The 16524-nt window shown below is 57.1% G+C and carries 13 protein-coding genes; 7 read left to right on the top strand and 6 right to left on the bottom strand.

Annotated elements, in window-relative coordinates:
- Nucleotides 1–89 precede the first annotated feature (89 nt).
- The 5 genes from LMS44_RS16370 to LMS44_RS16390 all read right to left on the bottom strand — a co-directional run bounded on the left by LMS44_RS16370 (nucleotide 90) and on the right by LMS44_RS16390 (nucleotide 7465).
- Nucleotides 90–578, bottom strand: coding sequence for a phosphatidylglycerophosphatase A family protein (locus LMS44_RS16370; RefSeq protein ID WP_009288337.1), 489 nt, complete (start codon nucleotides 576–578; stop codon nucleotides 90–92).
- Entirely contained in the window at nucleotides 578–1324 is a 747-nt protein-coding gene (locus LMS44_RS16375; RefSeq protein WP_498945720.1) for a tellurite resistance TerB family protein, read from the bottom strand. Before LMS44_RS16375 ends, LMS44_RS16370 begins: the two co-directional genes overlap by 1 nt.
- Nucleotides 1325–1453: 129 nt before the next feature.
- Nucleotides 1454–4519 carry an AAA family ATPase gene (locus tag LMS44_RS16380; RefSeq protein ID WP_476488419.1) on the bottom strand — a complete coding sequence of 1022 codons (3066 nt, stop codon included), beginning with the start codon at nucleotides 4517–4519 and terminating at the stop codon, nucleotides 1454–1456.
- Entirely contained in the window at nucleotides 4516–5664 is a 1149-nt protein-coding gene (locus LMS44_RS16385) for an exonuclease SbcCD subunit D (protein WP_498945722.1), read from the bottom strand. Before LMS44_RS16385 ends, LMS44_RS16380 begins: the two co-directional genes overlap by 4 nt.
- Nucleotides 5665–5815: 151 nt before the next feature.
- The gene (locus LMS44_RS16390; protein WP_022522429.1) at nucleotides 5816–7465 is read right to left on the bottom strand and encodes an SLC13 family permease; all 1650 of its coding nucleotides are present in this window, start codon (nucleotides 7463–7465) and stop codon (nucleotides 5816–5818) included.
- A gap of 597 nt (nucleotides 7466–8062) precedes the next feature.
- Here LMS44_RS16390 and sstT point away from each other — a divergent pair.
- The 7 genes from sstT to LMS44_RS16425 all read left to right on the top strand — a co-directional run bounded on the left by sstT (nucleotide 8063) and on the right by LMS44_RS16425 (nucleotide 14130).
- Complete coding sequence (gene sstT / locus LMS44_RS16395; RefSeq protein WP_498945724.1) at nucleotides 8063–9283, top strand: serine/threonine transporter SstT; 1221 nt, start codon at nucleotides 8063–8065, stop codon at nucleotides 9281–9283.
- 156 nt (nucleotides 9284–9439) lie between these two features.
- Nucleotides 9440–9970, top strand: coding sequence for a helix-turn-helix domain-containing protein (locus LMS44_RS16400; RefSeq protein ID WP_498945726.1), 531 nt, complete (start codon nucleotides 9440–9442; stop codon nucleotides 9968–9970).
- On the top strand, nucleotides 9967–10707 hold the full coding sequence (locus LMS44_RS16405) for an AzlC family ABC transporter permease (RefSeq protein ID WP_022522426.1): 741 nt from the start codon (nucleotides 9967–9969) through the stop codon (nucleotides 10705–10707). The genes LMS44_RS16400 and LMS44_RS16405 overlap by 4 nt, the downstream gene beginning before the upstream one ends.
- The gene (locus LMS44_RS16410; protein WP_022522425.1) at nucleotides 10704–11039 is read left to right on the top strand and encodes an AzlD domain-containing protein; all 336 of its coding nucleotides are present in this window, start codon (nucleotides 10704–10706) and stop codon (nucleotides 11037–11039) included. The genes LMS44_RS16405 and LMS44_RS16410 overlap by 4 nt, the downstream gene beginning before the upstream one ends.
- A 108-nt stretch (nucleotides 11040–11147) precedes the next feature.
- Nucleotides 11148–12092 carry an ABC transporter substrate-binding protein gene (locus LMS44_RS16415; RefSeq protein WP_414727631.1) on the top strand — a complete coding sequence of 315 codons (945 nt, stop codon included), beginning with the start codon at nucleotides 11148–11150 and terminating at the stop codon, nucleotides 12090–12092.
- Nucleotides 12086–13090, top strand: coding sequence for a FecCD family ABC transporter permease (locus LMS44_RS16420; RefSeq protein WP_498945730.1), 1005 nt, complete (start codon nucleotides 12086–12088; stop codon nucleotides 13088–13090). Before LMS44_RS16415 ends, LMS44_RS16420 begins: the two co-directional genes overlap by 7 nt.
- Nucleotides 13087–14130, top strand: a complete 1044-nt coding sequence (locus tag LMS44_RS16425) for a FecCD family ABC transporter permease (RefSeq protein WP_498945732.1) — start codon at nucleotides 13087–13089, stop codon at nucleotides 14128–14130. Before LMS44_RS16420 ends, LMS44_RS16425 begins: the two co-directional genes overlap by 4 nt.
- An 85-nt stretch (nucleotides 14131–14215) precedes the next feature.
- On the opposite strand, the gene LMS44_RS16430 is transcribed toward LMS44_RS16425, so the two are convergent.
- On the bottom strand, nucleotides 14216–16354 hold the full coding sequence (locus LMS44_RS16430; RefSeq protein ID WP_278369875.1) for a TonB-dependent receptor: 2139 nt from the start codon (nucleotides 16352–16354) through the stop codon (nucleotides 14216–14218).
- Nucleotides 16355–16524: the final 170 nt, after the last annotated feature.

The following is a 16524-nucleotide window of genomic DNA, read 5'->3' on the forward strand; positions in this document are numbered from 1 at the left end:
GCCTGTAAGCGCTCAAAATCATGAGCGATAAGATAGAGCGCCGCTAGCTTTTTATTAAGCTAGCGGCGCTTTTTTCGTTGCGTGTTCTATTACGAGTTTAACTGTTGCCCAGAGGTTCGACGCTGCCAAAGCTTGAGCCCAATAGCAATCACCACCCAGGTCACCAACGCCGCGATAACATCATCCAAAACAATGCCAAAACCGCCATGAACATACTCTGCCAGATGAATCGGCGGCGGCTTCAGCGCATCGAAAAAGCGGTAGACAACGAATGCCAACGCCATAACCAGCGGGTGACGCGCAGCTTGCAACCCGATGACCGCCAGCGGGAACGCAAAGTACTCATCAGCGACGATGCTGCCATGATCCAAACCGTCATAGTGCCAGGCGGCGATGTGGCAAACCGGTATCGCAAGTAGCAGCAGAGCTGCCATGATAGCGCCTTGTTGACCTAGCGGGCGGCTTAACAGCCACCACGCCAGGGGGATGCCCAGCAGCGAGCCGAAGGTACCCGGCGCCATCGGCGCTAGCCCCAGGCCAAAGCCGGTAGCTAGCCAAAAATTAACCGTATCCAGCATTAACCCGCCTGCTGCGCTTGACGCTCAAGTTCGTCAGTCATCTCTTTGGGTAAGTTAAGTGCATTGCCCAACTGATCAAGCCAGGCACGCTCCATGGGGTTTTGATCATCGGTCACGGCCACGCTGATCAGGTACATTTCACGGGCCGCTTGAGGGGAGTCCGCTTCGCGGGCCAGTTCCTGGGCATCCAGCGGTGCTTTTAGCTGCTGCTCCACCCAGTTATGCATCTCTTGATCAGCACCTAGGGCGTCAATCTGTTCAGTAATCAGCGCCTGCTCCTGCTCATCAATATGGCCATCGGCCCGGGCGGCCATAATCATCGCCTGCAGCAGTTCCAGGCTGCGACGCTCTTGGTACTCGCCACTAAGCGCTTCTACCCGCTCGCCCTCTGTCGCATTCTGGGTCGTATTTTGCTGCGCATTGCCATTTTTCGCCGCCTGAGAACTCTGCCACGCTTTCCATGCCAGCACGCCCACCCCAGCAATCGCGCCGTATTTTAGTGCTTTGCCTCCCATACTACGGCCACGTTTGGAACCCACCAGTAAACCCATGGCACCGCCACCAAGCAGGCTTTTCATATCAAAGCTACTGGAGGAGCCGCCACCTTGACCGCTGCTACTGCCATCGCCTAGCTGCTTAGAAAGCCCGCTCAGCATGCCTTTAACATCGACACCACTGCTACTGCCGCCCTTCTGGCTTCCGCCAGCTTGCTGCATCAGCTGCTGTAAAATTTTGCTTGCGTTCATCCTTGTACTCCTAAGTAGATAGTATCTTTAGGGCTCGTTTGACGATTCATTTACTTTATAAAACATTCTATATGAACCCAGCATGAACCAGGCCTTGTAAGAAAACTGCTTGCACTCGGCCATGCGGCGTTAGAGAAGTACGCCCTTTACTTCCACCGTGCTCCCGTGGCGGCTGGCACTTACGTCTATACGAACTGGCATTTGCTCTTTGAGTTCGCTGACATGGGAGATCACTCCAATCATGCGCCCGCCCATTTGCAGTTCGCTGAGCATGGCAATCGCTTGATCCAGCGCATCCTGATCCAGGCTGCCAAACCCCTCATCAATGAATAGCGTATCCAGTTGAATACCGCCAGCGTAAGCCTGCACTACATCCGAGAGCCCTAGCGCCAGCGAGAGCGCGGCCATAAAAGACTCCCCGCCGGAGAGTGTCGCTACCGAACGGTTCTTGCCGGTGTAGGTGTCGGCCACATCAAGCTCCAGACCCGACGCTCTGTTACCTTTGGAGGGATCTTCCCGACGCACCAACTGATAACGCCCGCGGCTCATGCGCACCAAACGCTCCGAAGCTTGAATCAATACGTCATCCAGCAGCACACCCAGCACAAAGCGCTGCAGGCTAATACGGTGCCCCGTACGACCATTAGCGACCTCGCTGAGCGTGCCCCACAGCTGATACTGGGCTTCGAGCTCTGCCTGCGCCCTGTGGGCAGTCGCAAGCTTTTGACGAATACCGCGCAGCGTGGTCAGCCTCCCATCCAGCCCCCGCCACGCCTCTAGCTGGGTGTTCTCTTCGACCTGGGCCGCCTCGGTTAGGCTGGTCAACGCGGCCATATTCGGCGGCGTTTTTTCCGCAAGCTGAGTTTGGTAGTTCTCCAGCGCGCCTTCAAGCTCAGCCAGGCGGCGTTGGTACGCCTCTACTTGGCGAGTCAACTCTTGCCGCTGGGTATCATCCAACTGCGCAGCCTGAAACGCTGCTTCATCTTCAAAGGGGCTGGCCTGCAGGGCGGCTTGCCACTCAGCTTGCACCTGCTGAAGCGTCTGCTCGCTACGTTCGATTCGCTCGTTCGCACCGCGTAGCTGCTCTTCCGCCCGCGCCAGTTGGGTTTGGCTGGTCGAGAGCATCTGCTGGGCGCTCTCCCAGGCTTTTTCGAGCTGTGCGATCTGGTGTTCAAGCTCAGTGAGGGTTCGGCGCATTGCCTCAGGGTCGCGGGCATCTTCCGGCAGCGATTGGCTCAGTTGATCGCGCTGACTCTCTAGGCGCAACGCGTCCTCTTTTGCCTTCTCCACCGCGGGCCGTTGGGTTTTAAGCTGCTTATCCAGCGCGCCCCACTCGCGGCGCAGCGCTTCGCGAGCAACGGTTTGCTGGCTAATCTCACGTTCAACGCTTTCCCGGCGCTGCACTTGGCGGCGCAAGCCTTCGCAGGCAGTTTGCAGCTCAGCCAGCGGTTGGCTAGCCCACTCGCCCAGCTGTTGGGTAAGCCGCTGGGCCTGCTCTGTATTGTAGTTAATCTGCTGAGTGAGCTGGTGGTGGTGACGCTCGGCGCTCTGTTGTGCTTGACGAGCCTGCTCTTGCGCCGCCCTGGCTTCTTCAACCTGCGCTTGGCTAACCACGTCGGCACTGTTAACCGCTGGGGCTGGATGCTCCAGGCTGCCGCACACCGGGCAAGGGACATCCTGTTCAAGGGTGAGCGCTAACAGCGCGGCCTGCCCCTGGTGCCAGCGCATCTCCTGCTCAGTGGCGTGGCGTTGCGCTCGTTCTGCTTCGCTTTGCTGGCGGTTGAGTGCCTCCGTCGCCTGCTGCTGTTGCCTGGTTAACTCATGCGCTTGCCGGGTGAGTTCATCCAGCTCTTGGCGCTGGGTCAGCAGGTCGTTATGTCGGCTGAGCTCAGCGGGGGCACTGGCCAGTTGCTGAAACTCTGTCTGTAAGCGTTCCAGGTTAACGCTAATCGCTTCGCCCTGCTGGCGAATGTTATCTAGCTGCGCCTCATCACGCTTGAGCGCACTATCGGCTTGTTGCCAGGAGTCCTGCGCCGTTTTAAAACGCGCCTGCAACTCGCTTAACTGCTGGCTTTTATGAATAAATTCGCCCAATTGGCGGTGGCGCTCCCGGAGCGCGGGGAGCTCTGCCTGACGCTGGCGTGCCACTTCTAACGCCTGCTGCGCCTGTTCGGCGTTACTACGTTGAGTGGCTAATGCGGCTTGCGCCTGTCGCTGATCGGCCTGGGCGGTGATCAGCGTCTGCTGCGCTTGGTCTAAGGCAGCTCTCTGTGGGCGCAGCGCCTGGGCGTGGGTGCTTTGCGCTAAGCGCTCCTTAGTGCTTTCTATCTGTGTGTGCTGCTCAAGATGACGGGCTTTATCCGCCGCCAGCCGATCGCGGGCCTCAAATTGACGCTGCAGCGCCAACGCCTCATCGCGCTGCTTTTCGGCGCTACGGCGCTGCTGCTGCGCGGTTTCAAAACGTTGCCGCGCTTGATCTACCTGGGGTGTTAGCTCTTCAAGCTCTTGCGCTAACGCGTCTTCGCTCTCAAGCTCACCCCCAGCGAGGATGCCGCTGATATGCTGGCGATGATCACTCACTGCCCGCTCGATTTGGTTGGCCTGGGTGCGCAGACGCTCTTCGATTCGCTGAAAAATCTGGGTTTGAAACAGCTGGGAAAAAATTACTTCGCGCTCTTTGGAGCCTGCCAGCAGCAGTTCACGAAACTTGCCCTGGGGTAGCACCATCACCTGACGAAACTGGTTGGCATCCAGGCCGATCAGGGTTTGCAGCTCCGCGGTGGCATCGTTAACTTTGCGCGCTACCAGGCAAGTCTCTACATCGCCATCTGCCTTTAATCGCCACAGCTGGGCTTCAGCATTATGGGTAGTCGTGCCTTCGCCTCGCGCCTTGGGACGCTCCTGCTGGGGCACGCGGCGAACCCGGTAATCCACACCGCGCAGACGAAAATCCAGCGTCACTTCCGTTAGCAGCGAAGCGTCAGCCTGGTCGCAACGCATCTGCGCCGGATCGCGTTCATTGCCCGTGGTTTGGCCGTAAAGCGCAAAACAGATGGCATCAAGAATCGAGCTTTTACCGGCGCCGGTAGGGCCATTAATCAGGAACAGTGGGCTTCTTCCCAGCGCGGTGAAGTCGATGGTCTCACTGCCCGCAAAGGGCCCAAACGCTTGCATGGTGAGGATTAACGGTGTCATCCCTGAGCCTCTTCGTCACGACTAAGCTCGCCTATCAGTTCGCTTATCGCCTCAGTTTGTTGGTCGGTCATGGGCTCACCGCTGGTTTGGGCGAAAAAGTCACTGAACATATCCAGTGCGCTGAACTTCAGCCGCTCACGGTCAAGCTGCTGATTACCCTGGGCATCCAGCATGCCGGGCTTCTCGAGATGCAGCACATTGGGATATACCTCACGCAACTTGCCCATGGGGTCGAGAATGGCGTGGCGGTCGGTTAACCGCACCAGCAGATAGTCGTCGGCATTGGCATCCGTTCGCCCCTGGGCAATCAACGCATCGATCTCGCCCTCTAATACACGAACTTCACGACTGGGAATAAGGGGTATCTGCTCGATCTTGGTGACGCCGCTCGCATCAAGATCCACCAGCGTCACGCCTTTACGCTGGCTGGCTTCGGAAAAGCTATATTTGAGCAGCGAGCCGCTGTAACGAATATGCTCGCCGCCGCGGTACTGGGGGCCGTGAAGGTGGCCAAGCGCCACATAGTCAAAGCCTTGCATAGGCTCCCAGGCGACGCTTTCGGCACCGCCCAGGGTCAGCGGGCGTTCAGAGTCCGAGGCGCTGCCGCCATCCACAAAGCAGTGGCTCATCAATATGCACGGGCGTGTCGGGTGACGCTGCTCTTCGATGCGCTCAACCAAATAGCGGTGGGAGCCGTCAAAATCGCGCACCTCCACGTTAAACTGGCTGCGAACATGTTCGGGGTCGGCGTAGGGAATGCCGAACACATCCATCTCAGCGCCCTTAATCGTCAGCGTTACAGGTGTGTCAAAATCAACTAAGTCGGAAAGAATATGCAGACCGGCCTGACGCAGGTGGCGCGCGCCGAAACGAAGCCGCTCAGCACCATCGTGGTTACCTGAAATCATGATCACCGGCAGCTTGCGCTCCTCGCAGAGCGCGTGGAGCACCTCATCCAGCAGCGTTACCGCCGCCGCAGGCGGCACCGAACGGTCGTAGATATCGCCCGCAATCAGCACCGCATCGACGTTTTCCCGGTCGACAATCTCGATAAGCTGGTCGAGCACATAGCGCTGATCATCTAGCAACGACAGGTTGTGGAACAGCCGCCCCAGGTGCCAATCGGCGGTGTGAAGTAGACGCATAACAGGCTCAGCAAAAAATAGTGTAGCGGCATGATAACAACCCGATACTCAATCTACCCACAAAACTCCTCTCCTACATAAACGACCGACAAAAAGCCCCGCTCAATGGCGGGGCTAATCGTTTCTCTAAAGGCTCTAGGCTCAACCAGCGCTAGCGACGGAAGGCGTCTGGATAGCTGGTGAGATCAACTCCCCACATGACCGGCAGTAGGAAGTAAACCGCCGCCACAATCAGCAGCATGGCGATGATGTTGATCCAGAATCCGGTGCGCACCATCTCGATAATTTTCAGTTTGCCAGTGGCGAAGATGATGGCGTTGGGCGGCGTACCAACAGGTAGCATAAAGGCACAGTTGGCAGCCATGGCGGCGGGCACCATCAGCACGAAGGGGTGGATATCCAGCGCCAGCGCCAGCGACGCCAACACCGGCAGAATCATGGTGGCCGTGGCGGTATTCGAGGTGATTTCGGTCAAGAACAGCACCATGCCGGTCGCCAGCAGGATGACCAGCAAGAAGTTGGCGCCTTCCAGCACGCTCATTTGCCCACCGATCCACTCCGCCAGGCCGGAAGAGCCGAAGCCTGCGGCAATCGCCAAACCGCCCCCGAACAACAGCAGAATGCCCCAGGGTACGTCTTTCGCCACGTCCCAACCCAGCAGGCAGCCACCTTTGTTTTTTGAGGGAATCAAAAACAGCAGCAGCGCAGCGACAATCGCGATCATGGTGTCATTGATGCCGGGGATATTGATGATCTGCCCCTGCCACAAGAACGAGCGGGTGATCCACATAAAGGCAGCGAACAAAAACACCACTAGCACCGCTTTCTCTTCGAAGCTGGTGTTACCCAGCGCCGCTTTTTCTTTGTTAATCAGCTCTCGGCCACCTGGTAGGTGACTAAAGTCAATGCGGAAAAACACCCGCGTAAGTAGCAGCCAAGTGATAAAAAGCAGTACACACACAATGGGAAATGCAAACATGAGCCAACCGGCAAAGGAGATCTCGATGCCAAACAGCTGATTTACAATTGCGGCGAGTATGATATTCGGTGGGGTTCCAATGAGCGTGCCCAGCCCCCCAATGGTACCGCCATAACCGATACCAAAAATCAGCGCTTTGCTGAACTTATCGATTTCGGCACTGTGGTCGCCGTCACTTTTCGCCAGCTCTTGGCTCACCTGATACACGATAGCGGTACCGATCGGCAGCATCATCATGACCGACGCGGTGTTGGAGACCCACATTGACAAAAAGCCCGTCGCGGCCATAAAACCAAACACGATGCTATTAATACTGGTGCCCAACACGGCAATAATCGACAGCGCGATACGCTTGTGAAGATCCCATCGCTCCATTGCCAGCGCGATCATAAAACCGCCCAGAAACAGGAAAATTATTGGGTTACCGTAGGCGGCCGTAACGGTATTACCATCCAACGCGCCGGTAATCGGTAAAAGCACAATGGGTAGCAACGAGGTCGCGGGAATAGGAATAGCTTCGGTGATCCACCATACGGCCACCCACAGAGTGGTAGCGAGCACCATGCGCCCTTCAAAGCTTAAGTCTTCAGGGTGAAAGAACATCACCACACAAGCGAACAGCAGCGGGCCAAGCAACAGGCCAATCTTCTGCGGCGTGGTGTAGGCAGGCGGCTTAGGTTGAGGGGAAGGGTTACGCTTGGTATTCGAAGCCGCGGCGTTGGCGGCCCCGCCCGTAGGTAGCGCGCACATCAATAGGTTTTTGGCTTGGTAGTGGGAGTGCCATAGCTGATCCCATACCGTCATCAGGGCAGTTTTATGCATACAATTTGCGCCACTTACGGTCAGAGTGAAAAGAACAAATCGAGGATCAACATTCCGATATATATGCCGCACGATGGGCGACACGGAACCTCCTTTGGCGCCCTTTATTAACTGCAATAGGCAATTAGTCCAGTGATTTGCCATTAATTACAACCAAAGTCTAACAACTTTAGTTTAACTATGCGCAAATGCTAACGATGACATAAGCGTACGAACTAGGTAGGTTGTCGGTATTATTAACCTAGACTTTCCCATACCTGTTGAGGAGAACCGCGTGCTTGACCGCTGGACAATGCCGCTTACCCAGCCAGAACGCCCTCGCCGCTGCGCTGCTGCTGAGGTCGTGGCGGCCTGACCTAAAGGGCTAAGGCAACCAGCATTATCTATTAATGTCCCTGCCCGCTTACGCGGCAGGGGCATTTTTATTGAATCAACTCAGCGTCTAATCGCTGGATCTTAAATATAGTCATCTCATCGGCTAAACAAAGATCAGCGTAACGAAGGCAGGCCGTAGCTGATAGAATACCGCCCCTTTCAGGCGCGTTAGCGGCTAAATGCCGATACGCCACCCACCTTTTACTACCTGAGAGTTGCGCAATGATCGCCACCGCCCGCACCGTTTTCCGGCCACTTATTCGGCTGGGCCTTATCCCACAGATTTTAATCGGTATCGTTGCCGGGGTAGTGCTCGCCCTGTTTGCGCCAAACATTGCAAGCGACGTGGCCCTACTTGGCCAGCTCTTTATCGCCGCATTGCAGGCGGTGGCGCCCATTTTGGTGTTTGTACTGGTAGCCGCTGCGATCTCTGCTCATCAAAAAGGTCAACCCACCCATATTCGCCCCGTGCTGGTGCTCTATGTGGTGGGCACGCTGATCGCCGCCCTGATTGCGGTGGCAGCCAGCTTCCTGTTTCCCACGGAGCTTACGTTAGATTTGGGCCAAGTTGACGGCAACCCGCCCGGGGATATTTTTAGCGTTCTACGCGACCTGCTGCTAAACGCGGTTGCCAACCCGGTTAGTGCGCTAATGGAGGCTAACTTTATCGCTATTTTGGCCTGGGCTATCGGCCTGGGTTTAATGCTGCGCCAAGCCAGCGATACCACCCGCCAAGCATTGAGCGATTTATCCGCAGCGATCACCCGCATTGTGACACTGGTGATTCGTTTAGCGCCGCTGGGTATCTTTGGTTTAGTGGCAGGCACGCTGGCAGAATCCGGCGTTGAGTCGCTGCTCAACTACGCCCAACTGCTGGGTGTGATCGTGGGCTGTATGCTGTTTGTCGCGCTGGTTAGCAACCCGCTGCTTGTTTACTTCACCACCCGGCAAAACCCTTATCCCCTGGTGTTTACGTGCCTGCGCGGTAGTGCGATTACTGCCTTTTTCACCCGCAGTTCGGCCGCGAATATCCCCGTGAACCTGGAGCTTTGCCGCCGCCTAAAGCTCGACCCTGACACCTACTCCATTTCCATTCCGTTGGGTGCAACGATCAATATGTGTGGCGCAGCCATCACCATTACTGTCATCACTCTGGCGACCACTCATACGCTAGGCATTAGCGTCGACTTTCCCACGGCGCTGCTACTTTGCGTGGTTTCAGCGCTGGCGGCCTGCGGCGTTTCAGGCGTGGCGGGCGGTTCACTGATGCTGATTCCCATGGCCGCCAACCTGTTCGGTATTCCCACGGAAGTGGCCATGCAGGCGGTGGCGATTGGCTTTGTGATCAGCGTGGTACAGGACTCCACCGAAACTGCGCTCAACTCCTCTACCGATGTGCTGTTTACTGCAGCGACCTGCCGCTCCAAGGAAGCGAACAACTAGCACTGCCTGGGGCATAGTGCCCCATTAGGCATACTCCCAGCGCGCCGCCGCTAGAGGGTGCCACTTCCGAATAAGGCTATTGTTGCCGAGCGAGGCCATTGACAGACGAACGTTCCTTATATAGAACGTTCTATATAAAGAACAGCGGACAGCCTTATGGATAAGCTCTCACGCAACACGTTGGGCCAGCACCTTCAAGCACTTCGCCTGGAGCGGGGCTGGTCACTGTCGCAGTTAGCCAATGAGGCGGGGATTGCCAAATCCAACCTGTGTCGCCTTGAACAAGGCAACGGCAATCCGACCCTGGATACCATTTGGCGGCTGGCGGTGCAGCTCAATGTGCCTTTCGGCACTCTGGTAGCGCCAATCAGCGTGCCGCTGGGTGAAGATGGCGTACAGGTGCGTTTAATCGATCAAGGCAAGGATTCCCCTCAGGTGGACGCCTACTGGATGCGCTGCGCACCGCATACATTGCGTCATGCTGAAGCCCATACACCCGGCACCCGTGAATCACTCACGCTGATCAGCGGCTGGCTGGAAGCGGGGCCCGAAGGGGCAACCACGGTACTGACACCGGGAGAGGCCATCACCTTCGCCGCCGATCAACCGCACCTTTACCGTACCCACGAAGCGGAGGCCACGTTGATGATGACCATCACCTATGGTTTGGAAGGCCAAACATCATGAGCCAAGCTGCCAGCCACTCTCCTGTTCGTAGCGCGCTGCAGGGCGTGCGAGAAGCCATCCCACTATTGGGCGGCTACATTCCCGTGGCGCTGTCATTTGGCTTAGTCGCCACCCAGGCCGGCTTTAGCACGCTGGAGGCCACGGCTATTTCAGCGCTGATTTACGCCGGTGCTTCGCAATTTCTATTTGTCGGTATGATCGCTACAGGCGCCCCGCTGTGGCTGGTGGTAGCGATGACGCTGCTGATTAACGTGCGCCATGTGGTGTACGGCCCTAACCTGGCGGGACTACTGCCGCGCAGCCGCCACTGGCCCTGGTTAATGCACGGCCTCACCGACCAGGTGTTTGCACTGGCCCTAACCCGACTGCCCCAACTGCCTGAGGTAAAGCGTTTTAGTTGGTTTTTGGGCGCATCACTGCTGGCCTGGGGCGCCTGGATAATTGGCACCGCGGTGGGGGCTACCGCCGGTGAGGCCTTTACCGCCCGCTGGCCGCTGCTGGGTGAGATTATGCCCTTCGCGCTGCCCGCGCTGTTTTTGACCATGGTGGCGCCGCGCTTTACCGACAAGCGTTGGGCAGTCGCCATGGGCTGCACCATTTTAGCGGCGCTGTGTTTGACCCTGGTCGGCTGGGGCAACGTGGCGATTCCCTTAGCCGCCGCCTGCGGCGCGCTGTGCTTCTACTCCATGCAGTTCTATACGGTGAAATTCACCACCAGCAGGAGGCGTGAATCATGAGCACTGCACTTTGGCTAGCGGTCGCGATTTCCGCCATCGGCACGTTGTTGATGCGGGTAGTGCCGTTTTTATGGATGCAGCGCCGCCTCAACAGCGAAAGTGGCCTTAATAACATGCCCCAGTGGCTGGGTATTCTTGGCCCACTGATGATTGCCGCCGTGCTGGGGGTATCCATTGTACCGGTTAACCCAAGCGCTGTTTCCTGGATCGCCACCGCCATCGGGCTTTCTGTCACGCTGCTGGTGTGGTCGCGGGTACGCTCACTTGGCTGGCCGGTCGCGGCCGGCGTCGCGGTATTTGGGATAGTTGAGGTCGCGGCCTTCATTTGGTAATGCTTTGCATTAGCTTTTACGTCATGCCATCATCCTGGCTCTTAAGTCCGAGCCAATCGTAAAGTGACATTAATGTTAAAAGCACACACCCATCGCAAGAAGGTTTTTATGAGTGTGTTGCTGTTAACGCAGGCGGCGCTAATGCCCTTTATGGCAGCCGCTGACACGCCGAGCAGCCCCCCGGAACCGCCACGCATTGTGACGCTTTACCAGGGGGCTACCGACAGCGCCGTAGCCCTTGGACTGACGCCTATTGGCGTAGTCGATTCCTGGCTGGAAAAGCCCATGTACCGCTATCTGCGCGATGCGCTTGATAGCGTCGAGCATGTGGGGCTGGAAACCCAACCGAACCTGGAAAAGATTGCCTGGCTGAATCCAGACCTGGTCATTGCCAGCGACTTTCGCCATGCGCGCATAGCGCCGCTACTGGAGGCCATCGCCCCCACTGTATCTGCCCCGACAGTGTTTAACTTCAAGACCACGCTGAACATGGTGGCCAATGCTACTGGCCGCGAAGCGCAGGCAAATGAGCTCCTTGAGCAATGGGATGATCGTGTCGCAGACTTTCGTCAGCAGATTGCCACCAGGCTGGGCAGCGAATGGCCGCAAAAAGTGGCCGTGGTGCGTTTTAAAAGCGACCACGTGCGTATCTATACCAGCGGCTTTGCGGGTTCGATCCTTGATGAGCTGGGTTTTGAGCAACCCGATACACTGCAAAGCCAGAGCTGGGGGATGAAGCTTTCCAGTACTGAAAACATTCCGGTGCTGGATGCCGATGCCCTCTTTATTCTGCTTGAGCCCGATGACCCCGCTATTGCAGATAATTACCAGCACTGGGCCTCCCACCCACTCTGGCAACAGCTGTCAGCGGTACAAAGCGGGCGCGTATTTGAAGTTGAGCCGGTGAGTTGGATGATGGGTGGCGGCATACTGGCGGCCAACGCCATGCTGGATGATCTGTATAGTCACTACGGGCTGTTGCAACCCGAAGCGGCGCCGCATCAGGCTTGCCTGCCTCACGCCAGTGGCCGTGGGGAGCCTGCTTCATGCTAAACAGTACTACCGCAAAAAGTATTGGCCTGCTACTCGGCGTGCTGGTGGCACTAGGCGCCTTTTTCGCCAGCGTGATGTTAGGCACAACGGAGATCTCCCTTTCCTCTCTGTATGGCTCGCTCGCCCATTACGATCCTACCAACATCGTCCACATCATTCTTTTAACTGAGCGCTTACCCCGAGCGGTGATTGCCGCTCTAGTGGGCGCCAGCTTAGCCATTGCCGGGGCGCTGATGCAGACCATGACGCGCAACCCGCTGGCGTCGCCGGGCATTCTAGGCATTAACGCCGGCGCGATGTTTTTTGTGGTGGTGGCAGTTTCGCTATTGCCGCTGCACACGCCCGCTCACTACGTATGGGCCGCGCTATTAGGGGCACTCGTTGCGGCCATACTGGTGGTGGTGCTTAGCCGCGGCCGCCACGGTGAGCTCTCCCCTCTGCGGGTCGTGCTGGCAGGTGTAGCAGTGACAGCAATGTTTGTGTCGTTCAGCCAAGGGCTGTTGGTGATTGATCAGCAAAGTTTTGAAAGCGTGCTTTACTGGCTGGCGGGCTCAGTGTCGAGGCGCGACCTCTCATTGGTAGCGCCCTTACTGCCGCTCTTCGGCGGAGCACTGCTGCTCAGCGCACTGCTGGTACGTCACGCCAATGCACTGTTACTGGGCGATGACATGGTCACCGGGCTGGGCATGCAGGCCACCACCATCAAGCTGCTGCTCGGGCTGATTGTGATTGTGCTGGCGGGCAGCGCCGTAGCGCTGGCGGGCATGATCGGGTTTGTGGGCCTGATTGTGCCCCATATGGCGCGGGGGTTATTTGGCATCGACCATCGCTGGCTGCTGCCAGCCTGCGCGCTATTGGGTGCCTGTTTGCTGCTGCTGGCCGATCTTGGCTCGCGCTTTTTAATGCCACCCCAGGAGATCCCGGTGGGTGTAATGACCGCGCTGATCGGCACGCCCTTCTTTATTTATCTGGCACGACGCAAGATGGCTGGCCAATGAGAGCAGACGCCACGTTAAACCTTAACAGCGAAGCAAAAAGCGACAGTAATCGCTTACGCTTACTACGTCGCCTGCTGATGCTAAGCCTTTTATTGCTAGCAAGCGCCGGGCTGTCGCTCTGTTTAGGCAGTTTTCCCACACCACCGCTGCAGGTGCTAAATGCACTAGCAGCCCCGCTAAGTAGTGATATTACCTTTATTATTTGGGAGCTGCGCCTTCCGCGCATCGCTCTAGCGGTATTGGTCGGCGCCGCCCTGGCAATCGCGGGGGCGATTCTGCAAAGCATTGTGCGTAACCCGCTGGCCTCCCCGGATGTCATCGGCATTACCAGCGGTGCGGCGCTGGCGGCGGTGGTGTTCTTATCCCTATTGAGTTCGACCCTTAGCATTCACTGGCTGCCCGTTGCTGCCATGCTGGGAGCACTGGTTTCTGCACTGCTGGTGGTGAGCTTGGCCTGGAAAAACGGTGTTAGCCCATCGCGCATGGTACTGGTCGGCATTGGCCTGGCCGCGGCCATGGGCGCTGGCACCACCCTGTTAATCGTGATCAGCGATGACTCTGCCGCCATGACCGCCTATGTATGGCTAACCGGCAGCCTTTACGCGGCGCAATGGGACGATGTGTGGAGCCTATTGCCGTGGTTAGTCGTCGCGGTGCCTATCAGCCTACTCTTCGCCCGCCATGCGGATGCCATGGCCCTGGGTGATAGCGTTGCCGAAGGGCTTGGGGTGGCGATTCTGCGCAGCAGATTGGTATTGCTGGCCTGCAGCGTGGCGCTGGCAGGTGCCGCTGTGGCTTTTGCCGGTGGCTTAAACTTTGTGGGATTAATTGCCCCCCACCTGGCCGCTAGGCTGGTGGGGCGGAACATGGCACGCCTGGTGCCTACATCAGCGTTGGTCGGCGCCTTGATAGTGCTTTACGCCGACCTGCTGGGCCGGGTAGCGTTTTTGCCCAAAGATTTACCTGCGGGCATCTTTGTTGCCGGGATAGGCGCGCCCTTCTTCGTTTATTTACTGCATAGATCGCGAGCTCGCTTTTAGCGCGAATTGACGAAAAAAAAGCGGCGCCCCAAAGGCGCCGCCAAACAGTATCGAGCACAAAACATAGAAAATAGAAAGCGGCTGACTAGAAATCCAGCTGGTACCCCAGAGTGAAAGTGCGGCCCCGCCCAGTGAAGTAGTACTCATCGCTGATGCGTGCGGCTTGAGAGTAGTAAGTGAGGTAATCCTCATCGGTGAGGTTTTCGATACCTACTGACACCCTGCCGGTGGGCAGGCGATAAGCTAGAGAAGCATCCACTAAGCCGTAGCCGTCAAAATCAAGTTCAGGATTATCGACGCTTCGATCGAAGTAGTAACTACCCTGCAAGCGCGTGGAAACGCGGTCGTTCCAGGTAGCGCTCCAGCCCAGTTTGAGCGTATCCGGGGCGATATTGATACCGGTGAGTTTGGTATCCACACTGCCATCGCCATCCTGATCCGACTTGCCCTCAGTGTGGGCATAGGAGAGCGATAGATCGTGCTTGTCCGCCACCTGCATGTCGCCGGTAATCTCAACGCCCTGGATTTCGGTCTTCTCACGGCTGCCTACCCAGGTGCCATTCTGCTCGGTAAGCCGCTGGCCGTAATCCGAATTGGACTCATAGTAGCTAATCTCTAGCCCGTAGCCATCCCAGTCAAAACGCGCGCCGATTTCCCGGTTATCGGTAACAATAGGCTGAAGTTGCAGCAGGGTATCCACATCCTGGCCCGCCGTGCCAATACCGCGCAGCACTCGGCCCACGTCGGGCATGCCGAAACCTTCCGAATAGTTGGCATACAGCTGAGCCCAATCAGTGGCTTGATAGGTTACGCCGACATTGTAAAGCGTCTCATCGAAGCTGGGATTGCCGCCATCAACGGTAACGTTGTCTTGAGTGACATTGCTGCGATCAATTGTTTGGAAGGTATCCACATCAAGTTCAGCATACTCGTGACGCACCCCGGCGTGCAGCGTGAGCGGATCCGCGAGCTTAAACTGGCCCTGCAGAAAAGGAGCCAAATTACGATAACGGCTTTCCGGCACGTAGGTACGCCCGGTATGCACCAGCATCTGGCTTGTTTCGTCTTCCAGCACATCCAAACCAACCGTCACACCCAAACGGTCGTCCAGCATGCCGTCACGGTTCAAGGTGAATTTGGCGCCTGTTTTATCAGATTCATTTCGCGTTTGGTCGTATTGGGTATCCCCCGCACTATCCACATAGGGGAAAAACGGCGTGGTGGCAAAGCGTGCACGAAAGCGCTGGTGATAGACCTGGGCATCCAGCTCGTTGCCAAACCAATCCGCGTGGGAATAGGAAAGCCGAGCGGAGGTCACTTCATTAAATCCAGGCTCGCCGTCACGACGGCCTTTGCGTGCCGTGGTGGGAACACCTGCGGAGCGGTCTCCTGTTACCGGTACGTAGTCGTTGCCCTCTTCCAAATCGAAGTGGTTCAGCGAGAACTCAATATTCTGATTGTCGTCGATCCAGTAGCCCAGCTTGCCGAAAAGGTCGTAGCTTTCCGAGTTTTGCAGCTCGCCTGGGTAGGCGATACCGACCACCTCATCGTTGCCATCGTAAAAAACCCCGCGCTCCTGACGCGTCGCCGCGGCAACGAAATCCCAGTCGCCTTGCTGACCGCTAATGCGGTAGTCCAGCTTGTGGCCTAGCCCACCCGATTGAAAATCATCGTCCGTGGTCAGGCTAATGCCTGCGTGCTGGCTAATGCCTCCGCCTTCGGCACGCCGGGTCACCAGGTTGATCAAGCCCCCCGTAGCGCCTAAACCATGCTCGGCGCTGGCGCCATGGATCACTTCAATACGCTCTACCATGGAAAGGTCAATGGTATAGCTATCCCGCGAGCTGTCGCGCAGGGGGTTGGACTGCGGCACTCCGTCAATCAGGAACAGGGCATCACGGCCGCGGAATGTCTCGCCCGCGTTGGAGAGCTTTTGGCGGCTGGGGGAGTAAGAGGGAATAAGATTACTGAGCACCTGGCCCGGATCATCAGTAATCGCTAGCTGCTGCTCGATCTGTTCACGGGTAATGATCGTTACCCGCTGCGGCGTTTGGCCCGCTTCGCTATGGCTGCGGGTGGCCGTCACCACCATGGTCGAGTCGGCATCACTGGCGCCGCTTTGCGATCCTGTGGCAGCAGACTCCTGTCCATAAGCGTGGCTGGCAGCTACCAAACCGGCAAGAGTTACCGTAGGCCAAAATACCTGGCGTTTCTTAGTGTACATCTAGTTTTTATCCCCCTGCTTTTGAGTGAACCCTACTCTGAAAACGTAATCTACATCTAAATAATAATGATTATTTTATGCATATAAGTCACAAAGGTCTACTCAAGCGGAACGAACCGTTCAGGATAACGACACTATTTCTCCCCTTTCTTACCCCCTCTTTCCTCTAC

Origin of the sequence: Halomonas profundus, assembly GCF_020865425.1 — a bacterium.
In the GTDB taxonomy this organism is placed as follows: Bacteria; Pseudomonadota; Gammaproteobacteria; order Pseudomonadales; family Halomonadaceae; genus Vreelandella; species Vreelandella titanicae.

What these genes read in the sequence shown, in the direction of transcription:
- LMS44_RS16370 (WP_009288337.1), bottom strand. Translation starts at nt 578, where the DNA reads ATGCTGGATACGGTTAATTTTTGGCTAGCTACCGGCTTTGGCCTGGGG.
- LMS44_RS16375 (WP_498945720.1), bottom strand. Translation starts at nt 1,324, where the DNA reads ATGAACGCAAGCAAAATTTTACAGCAGCTGATGCAGCAAGCTGGCGGA.
- LMS44_RS16380 (WP_476488419.1), bottom strand. Translation starts at nt 4,519, where the DNA reads ATGACACCGTTAATCCTCACCATGCAAGCGTTTGGGCCCTTTGCGGGC.
- LMS44_RS16385 (WP_498945722.1), bottom strand. Translation starts at nt 5,664, where the DNA reads ATGCGTCTACTTCACACCGCCGATTGGCACCTGGGGCGGCTGTTCCAC.
- LMS44_RS16390 (WP_022522429.1), bottom strand. Translation starts at nt 7,465, where the DNA reads ATGCATAAAACTGCCCTGATGACGGTATGGGATCAGCTATGGCACTCC.
- sstT (WP_498945724.1), top strand. Translation starts at nt 8,063, where the DNA reads ATGATCGCCACCGCCCGCACCGTTTTCCGGCCACTTATTCGGCTGGGC.
- LMS44_RS16400 (WP_498945726.1), top strand. Translation starts at nt 9,440, where the DNA reads ATGGATAAGCTCTCACGCAACACGTTGGGCCAGCACCTTCAAGCACTT.
- LMS44_RS16405 (WP_022522426.1), top strand. Translation starts at nt 9,967, where the DNA reads ATGAGCCAAGCTGCCAGCCACTCTCCTGTTCGTAGCGCGCTGCAGGGC.
- LMS44_RS16410 (WP_022522425.1), top strand. Translation starts at nt 10,704, where the DNA reads ATGAGCACTGCACTTTGGCTAGCGGTCGCGATTTCCGCCATCGGCACG.
- LMS44_RS16415 (WP_414727631.1), top strand. Translation starts at nt 11,148, where the DNA reads ATGAGTGTGTTGCTGTTAACGCAGGCGGCGCTAATGCCCTTTATGGCA.
- LMS44_RS16420 (WP_498945730.1), top strand. Translation starts at nt 12,086, where the DNA reads ATGCTAAACAGTACTACCGCAAAAAGTATTGGCCTGCTACTCGGCGTG.
- LMS44_RS16425 (WP_498945732.1), top strand. Translation starts at nt 13,087, where the DNA reads ATGAGAGCAGACGCCACGTTAAACCTTAACAGCGAAGCAAAAAGCGAC.
- LMS44_RS16430 (WP_278369875.1), bottom strand. Translation starts at nt 16,354, where the DNA reads ATGTACACTAAGAAACGCCAGGTATTTTGGCCTACGGTAACTCTTGCC.